The sequence below is a fragment of the Kangiella marina genome (assembly GCF_039541235.1).
In the GTDB taxonomy this organism is placed as follows: Bacteria; Pseudomonadota; Gammaproteobacteria; order Enterobacterales; family Kangiellaceae; genus Kangiella; species Kangiella marina.
The window spans coordinates 128585-146730 of sequence record NZ_BAABFV010000002.1; the positions used below are offsets into that span (position 1 = coordinate 128585).

Consider the following 18146-nt stretch of genomic DNA (forward strand, 5'->3'; position numbering starts at 1 on the left):
CGCGTCTTGACTTAGCTCAAAAGCCAGAAAAGGTTAAGATTGCGCTTTCGAAGAGGTTAGGTGATCACTAAGTAAGCTAGCGACTATTTTTAGCCAGGAAGTTTTGAAAATTTTGGTGTTTCTTCAAGTAAAGATTCCCAGCTAGCTTTATCGTCCATAAAAATATGCCCATTAGCCTGAATAGTAACATCATCATCCAAGCAACCTGCCGGAACCACGATCATTTTCCCTCCGGCGACTTCAGTCGGCATGGCTGACCCACAATTTACGCAAAAACTTTTCGCATGGCGCGTTTCTGGAAGGTGATAAGTTTTTACCTGCTCTTTTCCTGATATCCAGTTGATACTCGCAGAACCTGAGAATAAATTGGCGCAGTGGGCTGATCCCGTATTTTTTTGACAGCGAGTGCAGTGACAGAAAAAGAGTTTCTCAAAGTTACCCTCAACTTCAAACTTAACTTCACCACACAAGCATGAACCTTTGTTACTCATATTTAACTCCATTGCTGATGATTATTTTTACTCTACCACTATTCTTTTGAAAACTGCGACTTTTGAATCAAAATAGGGATAAGCAGTAAAAGTACAATGAGAGCATTGATATAAAAATGCGATGTGACACCGAAGTGAAGTGAGAACATCGTATCTAGGACCGACCAAATTAATATTGCCGTTACTAAAAACCACCAGTCTTTTGTTGTTCTGCTTTGAAATGCTTTACCTACTGTGTAATAGAACAAAAGTCCCCAGCTGGCAACGGTAGGGCCAAACACTCCTATTAGGAACCTCATAGAGGTTAAGTCGCCTTGTGGGAATGTTCCTAGAAGATATTCAAAGTAGGGCGTGGCGATTGGGGTAAATACTACTAAGGGAAGCAACACGCCACCGATAATATGGATTATGGCGATAAACTTAAGCCATTTCTCTGTCTTACTCATAAATTACCTTATAAACCTATCTGATAGCTCCTCTGTAGCCACCATACAGTAATCATGCTTTCCAAACAGCTTATAGCGATTCAAAGCGATACGGTCGTAGACCCAGTCTCGAAAGCTAAGGGGAAAGACTCTAAGTACGCGGAGCCAAGGCCATGGTGTTTTGAGATCTTTTATCACTTCAAAGAAGGCTTCCGAACGATAATAGGGCGTCCCGTTTTTGATCAGCACCATTGTTTCGTAGCTATGAGTGGGTAACCCTAGGGATTGTAGCATTTCTCGCCCTTTTGGCGATTGCACGGCGCAGAACTTAAAGTGTTCATTAGGATCGCGCTTAATCACGAAAGGTACCCACTTAGAGCATAATACACACTCGCCGTCGAATAAGATGGTTGCAGTCATGTCGTGATATCCCTCGTTATAAGGTGGCATCTATCAATACTAGTAGTCATTACTGACATTATGTCCCTCAAGCGTATGACAACCAACCATAAACTTATTCATAACTTATCCACAGACTTATTGTATTGCCTTAAAACTGTTAGAGTATAGAATAGTTTTGGAGTAGCTCTATAAGCTAACTCAATGTAAACCCTCTATCTATTTGGTTACTAAAATATCATGCTATCAGCACAACAATCTGATAATAAAATCAAAGATTTAAAAGTTCCTCCGCATTCCATTGAGGCTGAGCAGTCCGTGCTTGGCGGCGTTATGATCGATAATGACCAGTGGGAAAAAGTCGAGGAAGTGTTACTGGCGACGGATTTTTACGTCAAAAACCATCGTGAAATCTTTAAAGCGATGACGGAGTTGGCGAATACGGCAAAGCCGATGGACGTCATTACCTTATCTGAGCATTTAGAGCAGCAGGGTGAGGTTGATATCGGTTTATCCTATCTTGGTGAGTTAGCGCAAAATACGCCAACTGTCGCTAACATTCGTGCTTACGCAGAGATTGTGCGCGAACGTGCAATTATGCGTCAGTTGATTTCGGCGTCAAACGAAATCGCTGATGCGAGCTTTAATCCTCAAGGTCGAACCTTGCCTGAGTTACTGGATTTGGCCGAGCGCAAAGTCTTTGCGATTGCTGAATCCCGTGAAACGACAGGCGCAGGACCGAGTAAGGTGGAAGATATTCTTAAGTCGACCATCGAGCGAATTGAGGAGATTCAGAAGCACAAAGGCAGTATTACAGGTTTAGCGACCGGCTTTACGGATTTGGATAATATGACGTCAGGTTTGCAGGCAGCAGATTTAGTCATTGTTGCTGCTCGTCCCTCGATGGGTAAAACCACTTTCGCGATGAATATTGTAGAGAATGCGGCATTGAACAGCGAGCTCCCTGTTTTGGTCTTTAGTCTTGAGATGCCGAATGAGTCGATCATTATGCGTTCGATTTCGTCGCTGGGCCGACTTGAGCAAAATAAAGTCCGCTCGGGTCAAATCCAAAGTAAAGAAGATTGGGACAAATTCAACAGCGGCGTCTTACAACTCAAAAATCACACCAAATTAATGATTGATGATACAGCCGGTTTATCGCCTGCCGAAATGCGCTCTCGTGCAAGACGGGTAGCGCGTGAGCACGGTGGGATTGCGTTGATTATGGTGGATTATTTGCAGTTGATGCAGGTCCCCGGCATGAGTGATAACCGTACTCTTGAGGTTAGTGAAATTTCCCGATCATTGAAATCGCTTGCCAAAGAACTTGAGGTGCCAGTGATCGCTTTATCACAGCTTAACCGCTCCTTGGAGCAGCGAAGTGATCGCCGCCCGGTGATGTCTGACTTGCGTGAGTCTGGTGCGATTGAGCAGGATGCGGACTTAATTCTCTTTATTTATCGTGATGAAGTGTATCACCCTGAAACCGAACGCAAGGGCATCGCTGAAATCAAAATTGGCAAGCAGCGTAACGGTCCTATTGGTTCTGTAGAGTTGAGTTTCCAAGGGCAGTATTGTCGCTTCGATAATTTGGCTCACAACGATTATGAAGCCTTGGGTGAAGGCTACTAAGGTTTACTCTTAAACTTATGCGACCAACCACAGCCGTTATCGACCTTGATGCTTTACGCCACAACTTTAACACCATCCAAAAAATCGCGGCCGGTAGCCGTGTGGTGGCGGTGGTTAAAGCCGATGCTTATGGCCACGGGCTCGTCGAAGTCGCAAAAGCATTACCACAAGCAGAAATGTTTGCCGTCGCCACACCGCGCGAAGCTTATAAGCTGCGCAAAGCCGGTATTCAACAGCCGATTTTGTTGTTGGAAGGTTTTTTCGAGGCAAAAGAATTACCGCGAATTGTCGAGAATGACCTACAACTGGTGGTACATCACAGCCCACAAATTGATGCACTAAAACGATTAAAAACCGACAAGAAAATCAATATTTGGTTGAAGGTTGATTCTGGTATGAATCGTCTTGGCTTCAAAGTGGAAGAACTGCCACAGATTGAACAGGACCTTGCGGACGTTGAGTGTATCAATGAGCCGATTCGTTTGATGTCGCACTTCGCGAGCGCCGATGATCCAAAAGATAGCTTTACTTCACAGCAGATAGAGACGTTTCTTAACAGTACAAAGCATTTAGTTTTAGAGCGCTCGATGGCAAACTCTGCGGGTATTTTGGAAGCAAAAGATGCACATTTTGATTGGGTAAGACCGGGCTTAATTCTCTATGGCTGCTCACCGATGATTGGTACTACGGGGGCTGATTATGGCTTGCAACCGGTGATGAATTTAGAGTCCAAAATTATGTCAATCAGACATGTGAATAAAGGTGAGTCCACTGGTTATGGGCGTCACTGGTTCGCTGACAAGGACACCGTGATTGGGTTGGTGGCTATTGGGTATGGTGATGGCTACCCTCGACATGCTAAAAACGGCACACCAGTTTGGGTTAATGGTCGTACCGTACCATTAGTCGGACGTGTGTCGATGGACATGCTAGCGGTTGAGCTTGGTCCAGATCATAATGAAAAAATTGGTGATCGTGTGGTCTTATGGGGCAAAGAATTACCCGCTGAAATCGTCGCCAATAATGCAGATACTATCCCTTATACCTTAAGTTGTGGTGTTACAGGACGTGTACATTTTGTCTATCGAGGAGGTGTTTGATGTCGTCGAAACAAAAGGTACTATCCGTTGCAACACGAGGGCAAGGTTTGTACGAATTCACGCGTGATGCTGAGTTATGGGTGCAAGAGCAAGCAACAGACGTTGGCGTTTGTCATGTGTTTGTTAAACATACTTCGTGCAGCCTCACCATCCAAGAAAATGCTGATCCAAGTGCTAAAACTGATCTTGAAAACTGGCTCAATCGGTTGGTGCCAGAAAACGATCCTTTGTACACCCATACGATGGAAGGCCCGGATGATATGCCAGCGCATATAAAGGCTATTTTGACGAATGTCTCGTTGAGTATTCCTATTGTGAACGGCCGTTTGGCGCTTGGCACTTGGCAGGGCTTGTACCTTTGGGAACACCGCCACCATTCTAATAACCGTAAAATTATTCTTCATATTAGTGCATAACATGAAACCTGTTATCTTTTTCCGAAAATTTCACAAGTGGCTTGGATTGATCATAGGACTGCAACTGGTCTTGTGGGTCGTTGGTGGATTCGTCATGAGTTTTTTCGATATCCAGCAAGTCCGTGGCGAACATCGAATTGCCGAGCAACCCAAAGCCGATTTATCACAACCGATTGCCGTGACGGCTATCGAGGCAATAGACATTTCAGGGTTAGTAGCGCAGCAAGTGGTATTAAAGTCCTGGCTCGGAAAGCCGACATGGTTGGTTTCTGAGGGCAAGAATCAGGCTTTGGTTAATGCGCTAACAGGTGAATTGATTTCGCCGTTGAGTGAGGCAAGTGCACGACAAGTTGCCTTAGCGGATTTCTTAGGTGATGAGCCAATTTCACAAGTGGTGCTGATTGAAGAGCCTCTAGGGGAAGTCCGTAATAAAAGTTTACCGCTGTGGCAAGTCAACTTTACGGATGAGGATGACACTCGAATTTATGTCTCGCAACAAAGTGGTGAGGTCGTCGCAAGGCGTAACGACACGTGGCGATTGTTCGATTTTTTCTGGATGCTCCACATCATGGATTATAAAAACAGAACAGATTTCAATAATCCGTTGCTTGTGATTGCGGCTATTCTGGCAACTTTCATGAGTTTGAGCGGCTTGTATTTGGTGATTAAATTAACGTTTTTTAAAACCAAACGAGCGAGGAAACGTGCCTAACCTGAAGCGCAAATGGAAGCCCATTGTGTTATCCATTGTCGTCATTTTAGGCCTTTTCTGGTTGATTAAGTTATTGATATTTAAGTACCTCATTTAGTTAGACACGAATATTTACAATATTGACGATTTTGTCGTTTTAATTAACTTGTTTATCCCCTAATAACCCCCATAATTAATACAGTTAACTGATCTTATTTGGAGACTTCGATGTTAAGAATTGGTTTGTTCTTATTAACCAACTTCGCCATTTTGTTATTAGCTGGAGCTGTTTTAAGTTTCTTTGGCTTCGACAGCATCATGGCGCAGAACGGCGTTGATTTAAATCTAACGGCGTTACTTATTTGGTGTGCGGTTATTGGTTTCGCAGGTTCATTAATTTCCTTACTCGCCTCTAAGTGGATGGCGAAAAAGTTCATGCACGTCAGAATGATTGATCAGCCGCGTAATGAAACGGAACAGTGGCTGGTGAACACGGTTGAAACCTTATCAAAAGATGCGGGTGTTGGAATGCCGGAAATCGGTATTTTCCCATCGCCTCAATCCAATGCATTCGCGACTGGTTGGAATAAAAATAACTCATTAGTCGCGGTCAGTGAAGGTTTACTACAGCGCATGAATCGTGATGAGGTTCGTGCTGTTCTGGCTCACGAACTTGGTCACGTGGCAAATGGCGATATGGTTACCTTAACCTTGATCCAAGGCGTGGTGAACACTTTCGTACTGTTCTTCTCACGAGTGATTGGTCACTTCGTAGACCGTGTTCTTCTAAAGAATGAACAAGGTCATGGCATTGGTTACTTTATTTCTGTGATGATCGCGCAAATTGTGTTGACCATTCTGGCCAGCATGGTGGTTATGTGGTTCTCGCGTCGACGGGAGTTCAGAGCGGATGAAGCGGGCGCTCAACTGGCAGGTTCAGCAGCAATGATCGGTGCTTTGGAAAAGCTTAAAGCTGAATACAATATGCCGTCGGATATGGGGGAAACCTTTACCGCGTTTGGCTTAAAGAATGGCCGTACAGGCTCTTTCCAAGAGAAGTTTGGACACTTATTCATGTCGCATCCACCATTGGATGCTCGAATTGAGGCATTGCGTAACCGCTACTAGACATTCTTAGTTAGCAGTAAAAACGGGGCAATATGCCCCGTTTTTGTAGGATGTAGCGCTTCTAGCGGAAGCGATCAAGTAAGTTCCGGGTTCGAGTAAGGCTCGACTGAACGGAATCAATGTCGTCATCAATCTCATCAAGCTCAAGATTCAAACGCTCAATTTCCTCTTCATCGTCGATTCGGCGGATAACTTGGCGCAGTATCTCGTGCTCTTTGTGTAACTCTTCTAGCGTTATCTGTAAAGAATCGTAGCGGGCTAATAATCCATCGTAGTAACTTTGGTGGTAATCCACATAGCGTTGACTACAGCTTTGGTTGGGGTATGAACCTGAGCTTCCGCGCTGGTAACCATTGGCGCCAACACAATATTGATCAAGACCACGTTGTCTTCCCTGCTCATACTCTTCTCGATCGATGAAAACACCGTATTCCGCGCAAGATGACTCATGCTCAATCACATAATCTGAGTCTTTGCCTCGCTTTCCATCTTTAAACCCAATTTGGTACCAGTTACCGACAGCACACTCCGACTCTGATAAGGTTGAGCAGCCTGTTAGGGTCAGTGCCGCTGACAATAAGATCAGCAATAAGCGTAATTTAGTCATGGTTAACTCTTCATCATTGTAGTTACGTCACCAGCTCATAAAGGGGAGAGGCTTAATTTCGCCACAAAATTAGGGTATGAGCTTAAAGGATTATATAATAGCTCGCCATTGGTTTATATCCACAAAGAATTTTAGCAGTGACAAAAACGATAGACCGAAAAATTTGTATCGCACCGATGCTCGACTGGACCGATCGCCACCAGCGCCGCTTTATGCGCTGTATATCGAAGCATGCGGTGTTGTATACCGAAATGATTACTACCGGAGCCATTATTCATGGTGGTGAAGAGCGACACCTCAAATTTAATGACGAGGAGCATCCTGTTGCTGTTCAGCTGGGAGGGAGTGACCCTAACGATCTGGCTCATTGTGCAAAAGTTTGCGAAGACTATGGTTACGACGAAATTAATTTGAATGTTGGCTGCCCTAGTGACCGTGTACAAAACGGTCGTTTTGGAGCTTGCTTGATGGCAGAGCCGCAGTTAGTGGCTGACTGTATGGCAGCCATGGCGAATGTGGTGGATATTCCAGTTACTGTTAAAACTCGGATAGGCATTGATGACTTAGACGCTTATGAGCATCTCCACCACTTTATTGATACGGTGCGTCAGTCAGGCGTTAAAACGTTTATTATTCATGCACGAAAAGCGTGGCTGTCAGGCTTGAGTCCTAAGGAAAACCGTGAAATTCCACCGCTCAAATATGATGTCGCTTATCAAGTAAAAAAAGACTTTCCAGACTTAGAAATTATCGTCAACGGTGGCGTTACCACTTTGGAGCAAGTTGATGAACATATGCAGCACTTAGATGGAGCCATGATAGGGCGAGAAGCTTATCATAATCCGTATTTCTTGGCTGAAGTCGATAATCGCTTTTATGATCAAAACAATGCCATCCCAAGTCGGATTGAAGTTGCGGACGAATTTTGTAACTATGTCCAAAGCCAACTTGATCAGGACGTGTATCTTGGCCACATGACGCGACACATACTGGGGCTGTTCTATGCCCAGCCTAAAGGTAAACTATGGCGCAGACATTTAAGTGAGAATGCTTACAAGAAAGGCGCAGGTCTTGAGGTCATCGAAGAGGCGTTAACATTATTTAAATAAATTACCACCAGAATAGAAAGAGAAAGAAGGGAATCATGAAAAAAGTCATTTTTATTTTGTTGGCTTTATGCGCAGTCGTTGTGTTTGTTCTATGGTCTACAACCGCAGAAGAATCTCAATCAGTTACTGAAAAAGTCAGCTTCTCTAAATCTGCAAAACAAATACCTGAATCCCTCGTTAAGCAGCATGGAAACAACCCCGCTAACAAGGCCGACGAAAGTAATAATCCGAAGCTTGAACTAAACTCAGCGAACCAAACGAAAGAGTTATCATGCTTCGAAAAATACAGGCAAAAACCCGAGTGGAAAGACATTGAGGCGATAGTTGGCTCTATCTACATGAGTGGTGAGGAAGCTGCAGGCGAGGGTGTTTATCAACAAATTCCATTAGACGCTGTAAAGTCCTATGCCGATGCAGGTGATGCCAACGCAATGTTTCATTTTGGTTCGGAAACCATGTGGAATTCAAGCTTTGGTTTATACTTTAATCCAATTAATCAGAACCCGGGAAATACAACCAAGGAAAGGCAGGAAAAAGCTCAACAACACAAAGTTGATTTAGAAGCTTTTCACAAGGGCGCTAATTATGCTTACAGAGCGGCTGTTCATGGAAAACTCGGTGGGATTTTGGAAGTCTCACTGGTTAGCAAGAGCGTATTGCGAAAAATGGTCCGTTCGCAACGCCAACGTGAGGATATCGAGGAGTTTTTGATTCATCGTCATGCTTACCTAAACCTCTTAGAGCAAGTTCATAAAAATGATTCTGAGCTTTTGTTGTTCTTTCAAAACGATGAAGAAATTAAAGGCGATTTAACAATGGTGTATGGCGTGGTTGGCCCTGACTCTGATACTCTTGAGAGGATTAAAACGGACATTGATGAGCGTTCGTTAAAGCTGAGAGAACGCTGGGAGTCAGATAGGCTATCTCTCGGTCTTGAACCTTATCCTGATGTCATTCCAGAGCGACTAGATTCACTTTTAGAAGAAATGAAGAACGAGTGTCGATAGATTGATGAAGAAGGTTGTCATGCTTCTAATACTCACGGTAACTGCATTGGTTGCTTGGAATTTTTATGGGGTTAAAGAAAATATAGCAAGTGATAACCGTCAAGAACAAAACGAAATTGAGATTGAATTAAGCAAAGAAAAATTTTCTGACATCGTTGGTCATGAAGATGAAAAAGAAGTAAAACCTGACATAAAGCTTACGGGTAAACCAGTATTCAAGAATTCTGCAAAGTGTCATCAATGGTTTCAAGAGCATGAAAACTGGAAAGAGATAAATGATATTTTTGAATCTCTCTATATGTCGATAGAAGAGATGACCGGGGAACATTACTTTCAGCAGATGCCGTTAGAGGCTGTAAAGTCTTATGCTGACGCAGGTAATCCTGATGCTATGTTTCATTATGGTACTGAGGTGATTTGGAAAAATGGATTTGGATTCTACTTTAATGATTTGAACCGCACACAAGTTTTATCTCAACAAGAACGGCAAGAGTTAGCTAATAGTCATCAATTGGACTTGCCCATGCTGGAGGAGGGTGCAAAGTATTTGATGGATGCAGCTGTTGCGGGAAAGCTTGGTGGTATTATTGAGCTAACCACATTGCATCATTATATTTTAAAGCGCCAAATCGAAAGTAGTAACAACAAAGAGAGTATCAAGAATGCCATGATTCTCAGTATCGCTTATAGAAGCTTATTACAACAAGTTTTTGCAAAAGATATTGATCTTATGGAGGGGTTTTTATACTCCAATCAGTCAGATGACTTGTTAGATAAGTACAGTAAACAGTTTCCAGATACTGATTTACAGGCCGTACATACTGAAGCTAATAATATTCAGAAGCGTTTGTTTGATTATTGGAGGCAAAATAGAGAAGTGCTTGGGCTGCCTCTTTATCCTGATAGATTTCCAGCACATTTAGAGCAGCATATGAAAAATAAAAATAAAGAGTGTGGCTAGTTTTGCGCTGGTTATTTCTTGCACAATTACATTGTTTTAGTCTAAAGTAAAAAAGGTCTATCTTGCTTAGCGGGGGAACTATGAAGTTTCTAAAGAATTTATTCATCGTTATTGTTGTATTGGCAGTCGTGTTGGTGGTGGTTGGTTTTTTCCTTCCAAAGACGTCGCATGTGGAGCGTTCCATTGTTATTGAGGCTTCACAAGATACGGTGTTCCAAGAAGTTAACAGTTTCGAGAACTATAATAACTGGTCACCGTGGTTTAAGCTGGATCCTGATGCAGAGTACACTTTTAGTGGGCCAGACTCTGGTGTTGGAGCTACCATGGCATGGGACAGTGAAAAAGCTCAGGTCGGCGTAGGCTCGCAGGAGATTGTTGAAAGCACTTATCCAAACTTTGTCAAAGCCAAGCTGTTGTTTGGTGAGGATCCAAATCCTGGTTATATTAGCTACACCATCGAAGAACTTGGGCCAAGGCAAAGCAAGCTAACTTGGGCGTTTGACGCGGATTTTGGCAATAATATTGTTGGCCGTTATTTTGGCATGTTTATGGATGGTATGCTTGGGCCAAAATATGAAGAGGGGCTTCAAGCGTTAAAAGAAGACATTGAAAGCTAAATAGTTTCCAACCATCTCACAACTCAAGCCTTGGCAGTCTGCCAGGGCTTTTTTGTCTCTGTAACCATACTTCTAAAAGTGTATCAAAATATGTAAGACAGCCATTTCTAGGCGTCTATCTGTATAATGTAGCCACTATTTTGGAGGAGATTAGAATGTTTAAACAAGCAATCACCACAGTCTTAGTGGCCGGTTTAATAGGATGTGCCTCTTCGCCATCAACTGAGTCAGAGGTTTCTGAAGGAATCAGTTTAGTTGAGGTTGTCGAGCAACAAGAAGAGCAGTTGGTCATTCCTTATAAGAAGTACGTTTTAGATAATGGATTGACGGTTATTCTGCACAATGATGACAGTGACCCTTTAGTACACGTGGATGTGACCTATCACGTTGGCTCGGGTCGTGAAGAGATTGGTAAGTCTGGTTTTGCCCATTTCTTTGAGCACATGATGTTCCAAGGTTCTGAAAATGTGGCCGACGAGCAGCACTTTAAAATCATTTCTGAGTCAGGCGGTACCTTAAATGGCACGACTAACTCTGATCGCACCAATTACTTTGAAACGGTTCCTGCTAATCAACTCGAAAAGATGCTGTGGTTAGAGGCGGACCGTATGGGCTTTTTACTAGACGCGGTCACCCAGAAAAAGTTTGAAGTTCAGCGTGAAACAGTAAAAAACGAACGTGGTCAACGTGTGGATAATCGTCCTTATGGACGTTTGGGTGAGCGTGTTGGACAGGCGCTATACCCAGAAGGCCACCCGTATTCTTGGCCCGTTATTGGTTATATGGAAGACTTAAACCGCGCGAATGTTAATGATGTGAAGAAATTCTTCCTGCGTTGGTATGGTCCTAATAATGCCACATTGACCATTGGTGGTGATATTGATGAAGCGCAAACTTTGGCATGGATTGAGAAGTATTTTGGTTCTATCCCTCGCGGCCCTGAAGTTTCCGATCCGAAGCCGACGCCGCTTTCTTTAGACAGTGACCGTTATATTTCATTGGAAGACAATGTGTCATTGCCATTGATTTATATGGCTTACCCAACGGTTCACCGCCTGCACCCAGATGAAGCGCCACTGGATGTACTTGCGTCAATCATTGGGCAAGGCAAAACATCGATTCTGTACAAGAATTTGGTCAAAAATGGCCAAGCGGTTCAAAGCAGTGTCAATCACGGCTGTAAAGAGTTGTCCTGTGAATTTGTGCTGTATGCTTTACCCAATCCAATGTCAGGCAAAGGTTTGGCGGATTTAGAAGGTGCGATTCGTGAGAGCTTCAAAGAGTTTGAAAAGCGCGGCGTTAAAGCCGACGATATTGAGCGTGTCAAAGCGGGTATTAAATCTCGACTGATTTATGGACTACAAAGCGTTTCAGGCAAAGTTTCTCAGTTAGCTGCTAATCAGACGTTTGAAGGCGATCCTAACTTGATTCAAAAAGAGTTGGAGCGTTATGACAATGTGACTGAAGCAGATGTGATGCGCGTTTATGAACAATACTTGAAAGGTCAACACGCCGTGATCATGAGTGTCGTTCCAAAAGGTATGAAGGCTATGGTCGCTCATGAAGATACTTGGAAGCCTTCGCCACGCAATATTCCAGAGTACAAAGAAGTGACGGAAGCAGATCTTGAGCTACGAGTGGCTACAGATGACTTTGATCGCAGCGTAATGCCAGAAGCGGGCGATAACCCGACTATCAAGGTGCCAGAAATTTGGCGCAGTGAGTTGTCAAACGGTATCGAAGTGCTTGGTGCTATTAATGAAGAAACACCAACTACGGCAATTAGCCTGCGCATTAAAGCGGGCACGGCGAATGACCCATTAGATAAAATTGGTCTAGCCAGCATGACAGCAAGTATGCTTAACGAAGCGACCGAAAGTTACTCAAACGAAGAGCTCAGTAATATTCTGCAAAAGTTGGGTAGTTCGGTAAGCGTTTCTGCTGGCGAGCAGTACACTCAGTTAACGATCCAAAGTTTAACTGAAAACCTTGATCGTACTTTGCAGATTGCCAACGAAAAATTACGCGCGCCAAAGTTTGATCCGGCTGATTTTAAGCGCGTAAAAGAGCAAACCATTGAAGGGATTAAAAGTGCTGCGAAACAACCGTCAGTAGTCGCCAGTAACGTTTATCAAAAGTTACTCTTCGGTACTGAGAATGCTTTCGCTTTCCCATCTTCAGGCTCGTTAGAAACGGTAAAAAACATTACCCTAGAAGATGTAAAGAGCTTTTATAAGACTTACTACTCGCCTGCTATAGCGTCGATTGTCGCTGTTTCAGACTTAGAGCAAGATGCCTTGAGCACCAAACTTAAGCGTTTCAGTTCATGGGAAGGTGATAGTGTTGAGCCTGTAGCGGTGAAGCCTTTCCCTGAGTTGGAAAAAGCGATTTACTTCGTTAACAAGCCTGGTGCGGCTCAGTCTGAAATTCGTATGGGTAAACGTTCTTTACCGTATGATGCTACGGGTGACTATTATCGCGTGAGTCTGATGAATTATAACTTGGGTGGTGCTTTTAATAGCCGTATTAATATCAACCTGCGTGAAGATAAGGGGTATACCTATGGTGCGCGCTCAGGTTTCCGTGGTAGTGAGGATTACGGTTATTTCGTTGCTTCAGCGGGCGTTAGAACGGATGTGACGGATAAGTCTATTATCGAGTTTCTTAAAGAAATTAAGACCTACCACAATAGTGGCATGAGCGAAGCTGAACTGGAGTTTATGCGTAACTCACTCGGTCAACGTGACGCGCGTGATTACGAGACGCCTCGCCAGAAGCTTGGTTTCCTGGGTCAAATCATGGCTTATAACCTCGATGAAGACTATGTTGATGAGCAAAGTGATATTTTGCAGTCGATTGAGCTTGAAGAGCTTAATGCCCTAGCTGAAAAACATTTAATCCTTGATGAGATGATTATTGTCGTTGTTGGCGATAAAGCATCGGTGATGCCTGGATTGGAAAAGCTCGGCTATGACATTATCGAAATCGATGCTGAAGGCAACAAGCTGTAATAGTTATATTTGTAAAATTCAGCAAGAAAAAGGGCCTGTACAGGCCCTTTTTTGTATTTGTGATAGAACAATCGGCCTGATTTGCTACAATTCATGCCAAATAGCTTAAGGATCTTGTCGTCATGAGTCGTGATTTTCACTGGAAACTCCTATCCGCATCAATGCTTTCTTCTATCGCTGTCATGCCTTCGTTGTCGCGAGCAGCGGACAATGTAGAGCAAGAAGCGCAGATGGAGTACGAAGAATGCATCTTGCAAAGAATTGAGTTGGTCGGTGATGATACCAGCATTAAAGAGGTTAAAGAGTATTGTGAAAAGCGCAGCGACTTGGCTATTTTTAGGCCAAGCAAAGAGTTACTGACTTACGAAGATGATGATGCTTCAGCTGAAGGCGAAGAGGGCAAGGAAGGTTCTGCACTGCTAAAAAAACGGTTGCGAATGGAGTACCGAGTTCGTGATAACCGCTTTGCGATTATTCCGCATAAACCAAATTATTTGTTACCGGTGACCTTTAATAATTCTCCTAACCAAGAAAGCTTAGATAACGCAGGTGACGAGCGACAAGTTGATAATGTTGAAATCAAGTTTCAGGTCAGTTTCAAAACCCCTTTTTGGGAAAAACCTTTTGGGGAAAACAGCGCCTTGTTTTTTGCTTACACCGGACAGTCCTATTGGCAAGCCTATAATAAAGACGTCTCAAGCCCCTTTCGCGAAACGAACCATGAACCCGAAATTTTTGCTGCCTGGGCTACAGATTGGCAGTTAGGTGGTTGGCAGATCCCTTACTTTTCGATGGGTGTTTCGCACCAGTCCAATGGACGTTCGGGATTAAGTTCGAGGAGTTGGAACCGAATTTATACTGAGTTTGCCTTTGAGCAAGATCGCTGGGTGTTAGCCTTTAAACCTTGGTGGCGAATCCCGGAAGAGCGTAAAACCGATCCGATGGATCCGGATGGTGACGATAATCCCGATATTGATGATTTCATGGGGTATTTTGAGTTGTATTCGGCGTATCAGTGGGATGAGCATAACTTTGGAATATTACTGCGAAATAACCTCCGAAGTGATAACAAAGGAGCCGTTCAGTTTGACTGGACCTTCCCTTTGGATGATGAAGGAAAACTCAGAGGCTATGTCCAATACTTCAATGGTTATGGCGAAAGCCTGATTGACTATAATCGGCGTGTTAACCGCCTCGGGGTAGGGTTCGTTTTAACCGATTGGCTGTAATAATAAGCGTCCTGAGGGGCGCTTTTTTGATGGTTGGAATCATAACTTGTCGAAAGTTACTGTTTTTTCACAGGCTTGTGGTAGTGTATTGAGACGGTTTACTTATGGAGATTATTTGATATGACACTCATCAACCGAATTTATTGGGCCATGGGCTTAGCTCTAACGACGGTGACACCAACTGTAATGGCGCACGGTGAAAAGCAGCCAGAGGTTACCATCAAGGCTCAGCAGCTATCAGACGGGCTATACGTTTTGTTTGGACAGGGCGGCAACATAGGCTTATCTGTGGGCGATGACGGGGTCTATATTATTGATGACCAGTATGCGCCCCTTACTGACAAAATTAATGCTGCTATTGATGACATTAGTGATCAGCCGGTTAAGTTTGTGATCAATACTCACTGGCATGGCGACCATACCGGTGGCAATGAGAACTTTGGCAAGGCGGGCGCTACCATCGTCGCTCATGATAACGTCCGTAAACGTATGAACAGTGATCAAGTGATGGCGTTCTTTGACCGAGAAGTCCCAGCCGCTCCGAAGGCAGCGCTGCCGGTGGTCACCTTTGATCACGAGCTGAGCCTACATCTTAACAATGATGAGATGCGGGTTTACCATGTCGCAAATGCCCACACCGATGGTGATGCGATTATTTATTTCGCAAAAGATAATGTTCTGCACATGGGCGATACTTACTTCAATATTGGCTATCCTTTTATTGATACCGATAGTGGCGGCTCGATAGATGGCTACATCGCTGCTTTGCAAAAGGGGTTAGAGCTGTCGGATGACAAGACTAAAATTATTCCTGGTCACGGCCCGATGTCGACTAAAGCGGAAATGGCTGACTATGTTGCGATGTTAACAAGTTTGCGGGGTAACGTTGCGGCGCTTAAGAGCAAGGGCAAATCGCTAGAAGCCGTTATTGCGGCTAAGCCGAGTGCTGAGTTTGATGAAAAGAATGGTAAAAACTTTATCAAGCCAGATCAAATCGTGACTTTTATCTACAACAGTCTATAAGCAAAACTATCGAGGGGGAGTTCCCCCTCATCACTCAAGCCATCATTCGATATAAAAGTTGAGTGCAAGTTCTTGATTGAGCTTTGCTTCAATTTTATCCCCGCGCTCAACCACGCCAACACCCGATGGTGTACCGGTAAAAATAAGATCACCAGGCTTTAATGTGATGTGTTTGGATAACTCTGTAATGATTTCCGTCGGCGACCAAAGCATATCTTTTAATTGACCTTCTTGGCGCATATCTTGATTAACTGAGAGGGAAATAAAGCCTTGAGTGATTTCATCCAGTTCTGCTATTGGCTGAATTGAAGTAATTGGCGCGGACTGGTCAAAACCCTTTGACAGATCCCAAGGACGGCCTTTTTGCTTTGCTTCCGCTTGAATATCGCGTTTGGTTAAGTCGATTCCCAAAGCATAGCCATAAATGCTATCCGCGGCTTGATGTTCATTAGCTTCGACCACTTCTTCGCTGATCGCAATAACCAGCTCTACCTCGTGGTGCAGTTCATTTGTCATCGGCGGATAAGCGAGAGACTTCGGTGAGTGCACAAGGCTATCCGCTGGTTTGGTAAAGAAAAAGGGTGTTTCACGCTGATCATGCCCCATTTCCTTGGCGTGAGCGGCATAGTTACGGCCGACGCAGTAGACTCGGCGAACCGGGAAATAGAGTTCACTGCCGAGAATGGGTAACTGGGGAGTGCTGGGTATCGGAAAAAGTGTTGTCATGACTCGCATAGAGTTTGGAGGAAGTTCAAAGTACAATAACGGCTTTACGACTTTTTGCCAACGGAAGAATGATGAATCGAGCTATTTCTTTGAGCCTATACTTAAAGGCGATATTAACACTTTTGCTGGCGTCGCTGGTCTTGGCGTGTAGCCAAGAAGCCCCCAAAGAGGGCATTGAAGTCAGTGATGCTTGGGTTAGAAAGATGCCACCAGGCATGACCAACACGGCAGCTTTTATGACCATCAAGAATCACACCGGCGCTCCTGTAACGCTCACTCAAGTCTCTATGGAGCAAGCTGGGCATGTCATGATGCACGAGACAAAAGTCGTCAATGATATGGCTAAAATGGAGCATTTGGAGCAGGTTGTGATCGAGGACACCGTTCATTTCGAGCCTGGAGCGAAACACGTCATGATTATGGGGCTTGATATGTCTGACGGCGCTAAGAGCTATAACATCAGGTTACACTTTGCTAACAAGCCGTCACTTGATGTTACTGCACAAGTGCGCGATGCTAATCAGTAGTCCTCGCAAAATACTGGATAAACAATGAATGTTGATACACAGCCGCAATCGGCTAAGAAGCGTAAAAAGTGGACTTGGATTTTAACTGGCTTTGTCCTGTTAATGATCCTGATGTTGGTTTTTACCTTTATTTGGAGTTCTGAGCCGGAGCCTGTTAGCGCTGATTCTGTGGTCAAGGAGTATCCGGGAAATCCTCCTGTGGGTTATGTGACGGTTGAGACGGTTGCTCAGGTTGCTGAGTCGTTGCTCAATAAAAGTGGCGGTTACTTAAGTAATGATATTTTACCGCCAAGTGTTTTCATGGATAACATGCCATCCTACGAGTTTGGCGCCTTGGTACAGATTCGAGATATTGTCCAGGTCTTAAGAAATGACATGAGCCGTTCGCAATCACAGTCGTTAGAAGATGAGGCGTTGAAGTTTGCGGAGCCTGCTTTTAATATCAACCATCGTAAATGGATGTTCCCGCGAGCTGAACGCGAATATCAAAAAGGCGTTGATTTACTGCGTGATTACCGAGATCGACTGACCGACCCTTCAGATACAGAAACGCAGTTCTATGCCAGGGCCGATAATCTCCGCTCGTGGCTCTATCTGGTGAATAAGCGTCTTGGCGGTCTGTCGCAGCGTTTAAGTGCTAGTGTCGGCCGTACTCGTATGAATACCGATTTATCCAACGATCCTTCAGCACAACAGTCAACAGGGAAAGGCCAGTTAGTCACGGTGCAAACGCCGTGGATGGAGATTGATGATGTGTTTTGGGAAGCGCGTGGTTCGACTTGGGCTTTAATACAGTTTCTAAAGGCGGTAGAGCATGATTTCGATAGTGTTCTGCGTGACAAAAATGCGGTGGCTTCGTTTCAGCAAATCATTATGGAGCTGGAGGCGACCCAAGAGACGGTGTGGAGTCCCATGATTGTTAACGGTAATGAATTTGGATTCTTAGCCAATCACTCGCTGGTGATGTCTTCTTATATTTCGCGAGCTAATGCAGCGATTATTGACTTAATTGAACTGCTTAAGCGAGGCTAAAGAACTTTGCCTAGA

Annotated in this window: 19 protein-coding genes; 14 read left to right on the forward strand and 5 right to left on the reverse strand. The window is 44.2% G+C overall.

Features of this window, described 5'->3' with window-relative positions:
- Nucleotides 1-89 precede the first annotated feature (89 nt).
- From ABD943_RS08720 to ABD943_RS08730, 3 genes are read right to left on the reverse strand one after another with little or no spacing between them, the layout of a single operon-like run.
- Nucleotides 90-491 (reverse strand): GFA family protein, encoded by a 402-nt coding sequence (locus tag ABD943_RS08720; RefSeq protein WP_345292807.1) that lies wholly within the window; start codon nucleotides 489-491, stop codon nucleotides 90-92.
- Between the two features lie 38 nt (nucleotides 492-529).
- Nucleotides 530-937, reverse strand: coding sequence for a hypothetical protein (locus tag ABD943_RS08725; protein WP_345292808.1), 408 nt, complete (start codon nucleotides 935-937; stop codon nucleotides 530-532).
- Between the two features lie 3 nt (nucleotides 938-940).
- Nucleotides 941-1336 carry a thiol-disulfide oxidoreductase DCC family protein gene (locus ABD943_RS08730; protein WP_345292809.1) on the reverse strand — a complete coding sequence of 132 codons (396 nt, stop codon included), beginning with the start codon at nucleotides 1334-1336 and terminating at the stop codon, nucleotides 941-943.
- A gap of 219 nt (nucleotides 1337-1555) precedes the next feature.
- On the opposite strand from ABD943_RS08730, the gene dnaB reads away from it, so the two are divergent.
- From dnaB to htpX, 5 genes are all read left to right on the forward strand, one after another.
- Nucleotides 1556-2947 carry a replicative DNA helicase gene (dnaB, locus tag ABD943_RS08735; protein WP_345292810.1) on the forward strand — a complete coding sequence of 464 codons (1392 nt, stop codon included), beginning with the start codon at nucleotides 1556-1558 and terminating at the stop codon, nucleotides 2945-2947.
- A 17-nt stretch (nucleotides 2948-2964) separates the two neighbouring features.
- Nucleotides 2965-4047, forward strand: a complete 1083-nt coding sequence (gene alr / locus ABD943_RS08740; protein ID WP_345292811.1) for an alanine racemase — start codon at nucleotides 2965-2967, stop codon at nucleotides 4045-4047.
- Nucleotides 4047-4463, forward strand: a complete 417-nt coding sequence (locus ABD943_RS08745; protein WP_345292812.1) for a secondary thiamine-phosphate synthase enzyme YjbQ — start codon at nucleotides 4047-4049, stop codon at nucleotides 4461-4463. Before alr ends, ABD943_RS08745 begins: the two co-directional genes overlap by 1 nt.
- A gap of 1 nt (nucleotide 4464) precedes the next feature.
- Entirely contained in the window at nucleotides 4465-5175 is a 711-nt protein-coding gene (locus ABD943_RS08750; protein ID WP_345292813.1) for a PepSY domain-containing protein, read from the forward strand.
- A gap of 207 nt (nucleotides 5176-5382) precedes the next feature.
- Nucleotides 5383-6282 (forward strand): protease HtpX, encoded by a 900-nt coding sequence (gene htpX / locus ABD943_RS08755; RefSeq protein ID WP_345292814.1) that lies wholly within the window; start codon nucleotides 5383-5385, stop codon nucleotides 6280-6282.
- Between the two features lie 61 nt (nucleotides 6283-6343).
- Here htpX and ABD943_RS08760 read toward each other — a convergent pair whose 3' ends face one another.
- Entirely contained in the window at nucleotides 6344-6889 is a 546-nt protein-coding gene (locus ABD943_RS08760; protein ID WP_345292815.1) for a DUF2799 domain-containing protein, read from the reverse strand.
- 176 nt (nucleotides 6890-7065) lie between these two features.
- Here ABD943_RS08760 and dusA point away from each other — a divergent pair, with 176 nt between their 5' ends.
- The 7 genes from dusA (at nucleotide 7066) to ABD943_RS08795 (ending at nucleotide 15846) form a co-directional block, all read left to right on the forward strand.
- A complete protein-coding gene (gene dusA, locus ABD943_RS08765) occupies nucleotides 7066-7998 on the forward strand; it encodes a tRNA dihydrouridine(20/20a) synthase DusA (protein ID WP_425559473.1) in 933 nt (310 codons plus the stop codon).
- 35 nt (nucleotides 7999-8033) lie between these two features.
- Nucleotides 8034-9005: a hypothetical protein gene (locus ABD943_RS08770; protein ID WP_345292817.1), complete on the forward strand. Its 972-nt coding sequence runs from the start codon at nucleotides 8034-8036 to the stop codon at nucleotides 9003-9005.
- Nucleotides 9006-9024: 19 nt separating this feature from the next.
- Nucleotides 9025-9966: a hypothetical protein gene (locus ABD943_RS08775; protein WP_345292818.1), complete on the forward strand. Its 942-nt coding sequence runs from the start codon at nucleotides 9025-9027 to the stop codon at nucleotides 9964-9966.
- A gap of 80 nt (nucleotides 9967-10046) precedes the next feature.
- Entirely contained in the window at nucleotides 10047-10583 is a 537-nt protein-coding gene (locus ABD943_RS08780; RefSeq protein ID WP_345292819.1) for an SRPBCC family protein, read from the forward strand.
- A gap of 155 nt (nucleotides 10584-10738) precedes the next feature.
- Nucleotides 10739-13594, forward strand: a complete 2856-nt coding sequence (locus ABD943_RS08785) for a M16 family metallopeptidase (RefSeq protein WP_345292820.1) — start codon at nucleotides 10739-10741, stop codon at nucleotides 13592-13594.
- 122 nt (nucleotides 13595-13716) lie between these two features.
- Complete coding sequence (locus ABD943_RS08790) at nucleotides 13717-14823, forward strand: phospholipase A (protein ID WP_345292821.1); 1107 nt, start codon at nucleotides 13717-13719, stop codon at nucleotides 14821-14823.
- Between the two features lie 120 nt (nucleotides 14824-14943).
- The gene (locus ABD943_RS08795) at nucleotides 14944-15846 is read left to right on the forward strand and encodes an MBL fold metallo-hydrolase (protein WP_345292822.1); all 903 of its coding nucleotides are present in this window, start codon (nucleotides 14944-14946) and stop codon (nucleotides 15844-15846) included.
- Nucleotides 15847-15888: 42 nt separating this feature from the next.
- On the opposite strand, the gene ABD943_RS08800 is transcribed toward ABD943_RS08795, so the two are convergent.
- Nucleotides 15889-16572, reverse strand: coding sequence for a fumarylacetoacetate hydrolase family protein (locus tag ABD943_RS08800; RefSeq protein ID WP_345292823.1), 684 nt, complete (start codon nucleotides 16570-16572; stop codon nucleotides 15889-15891).
- A 68-nt stretch (nucleotides 16573-16640) separates the two neighbouring features.
- Here ABD943_RS08800 and ABD943_RS08805 point away from each other — a divergent pair, with 68 nt between their 5' ends.
- Nucleotides 16641-17099, forward strand: a complete 459-nt coding sequence (locus ABD943_RS08805; protein ID WP_345292824.1) for a copper chaperone PCu(A)C — start codon at nucleotides 16641-16643, stop codon at nucleotides 17097-17099.
- A 24-nt stretch (nucleotides 17100-17123) separates the two neighbouring features.
- Entirely contained in the window at nucleotides 17124-18131 is a 1008-nt protein-coding gene (locus tag ABD943_RS08810) for a DUF2333 family protein (RefSeq protein WP_345292825.1), read from the forward strand.
- The last annotated feature ends 15 nt before the right edge of the window (nucleotides 18132-18146 follow it).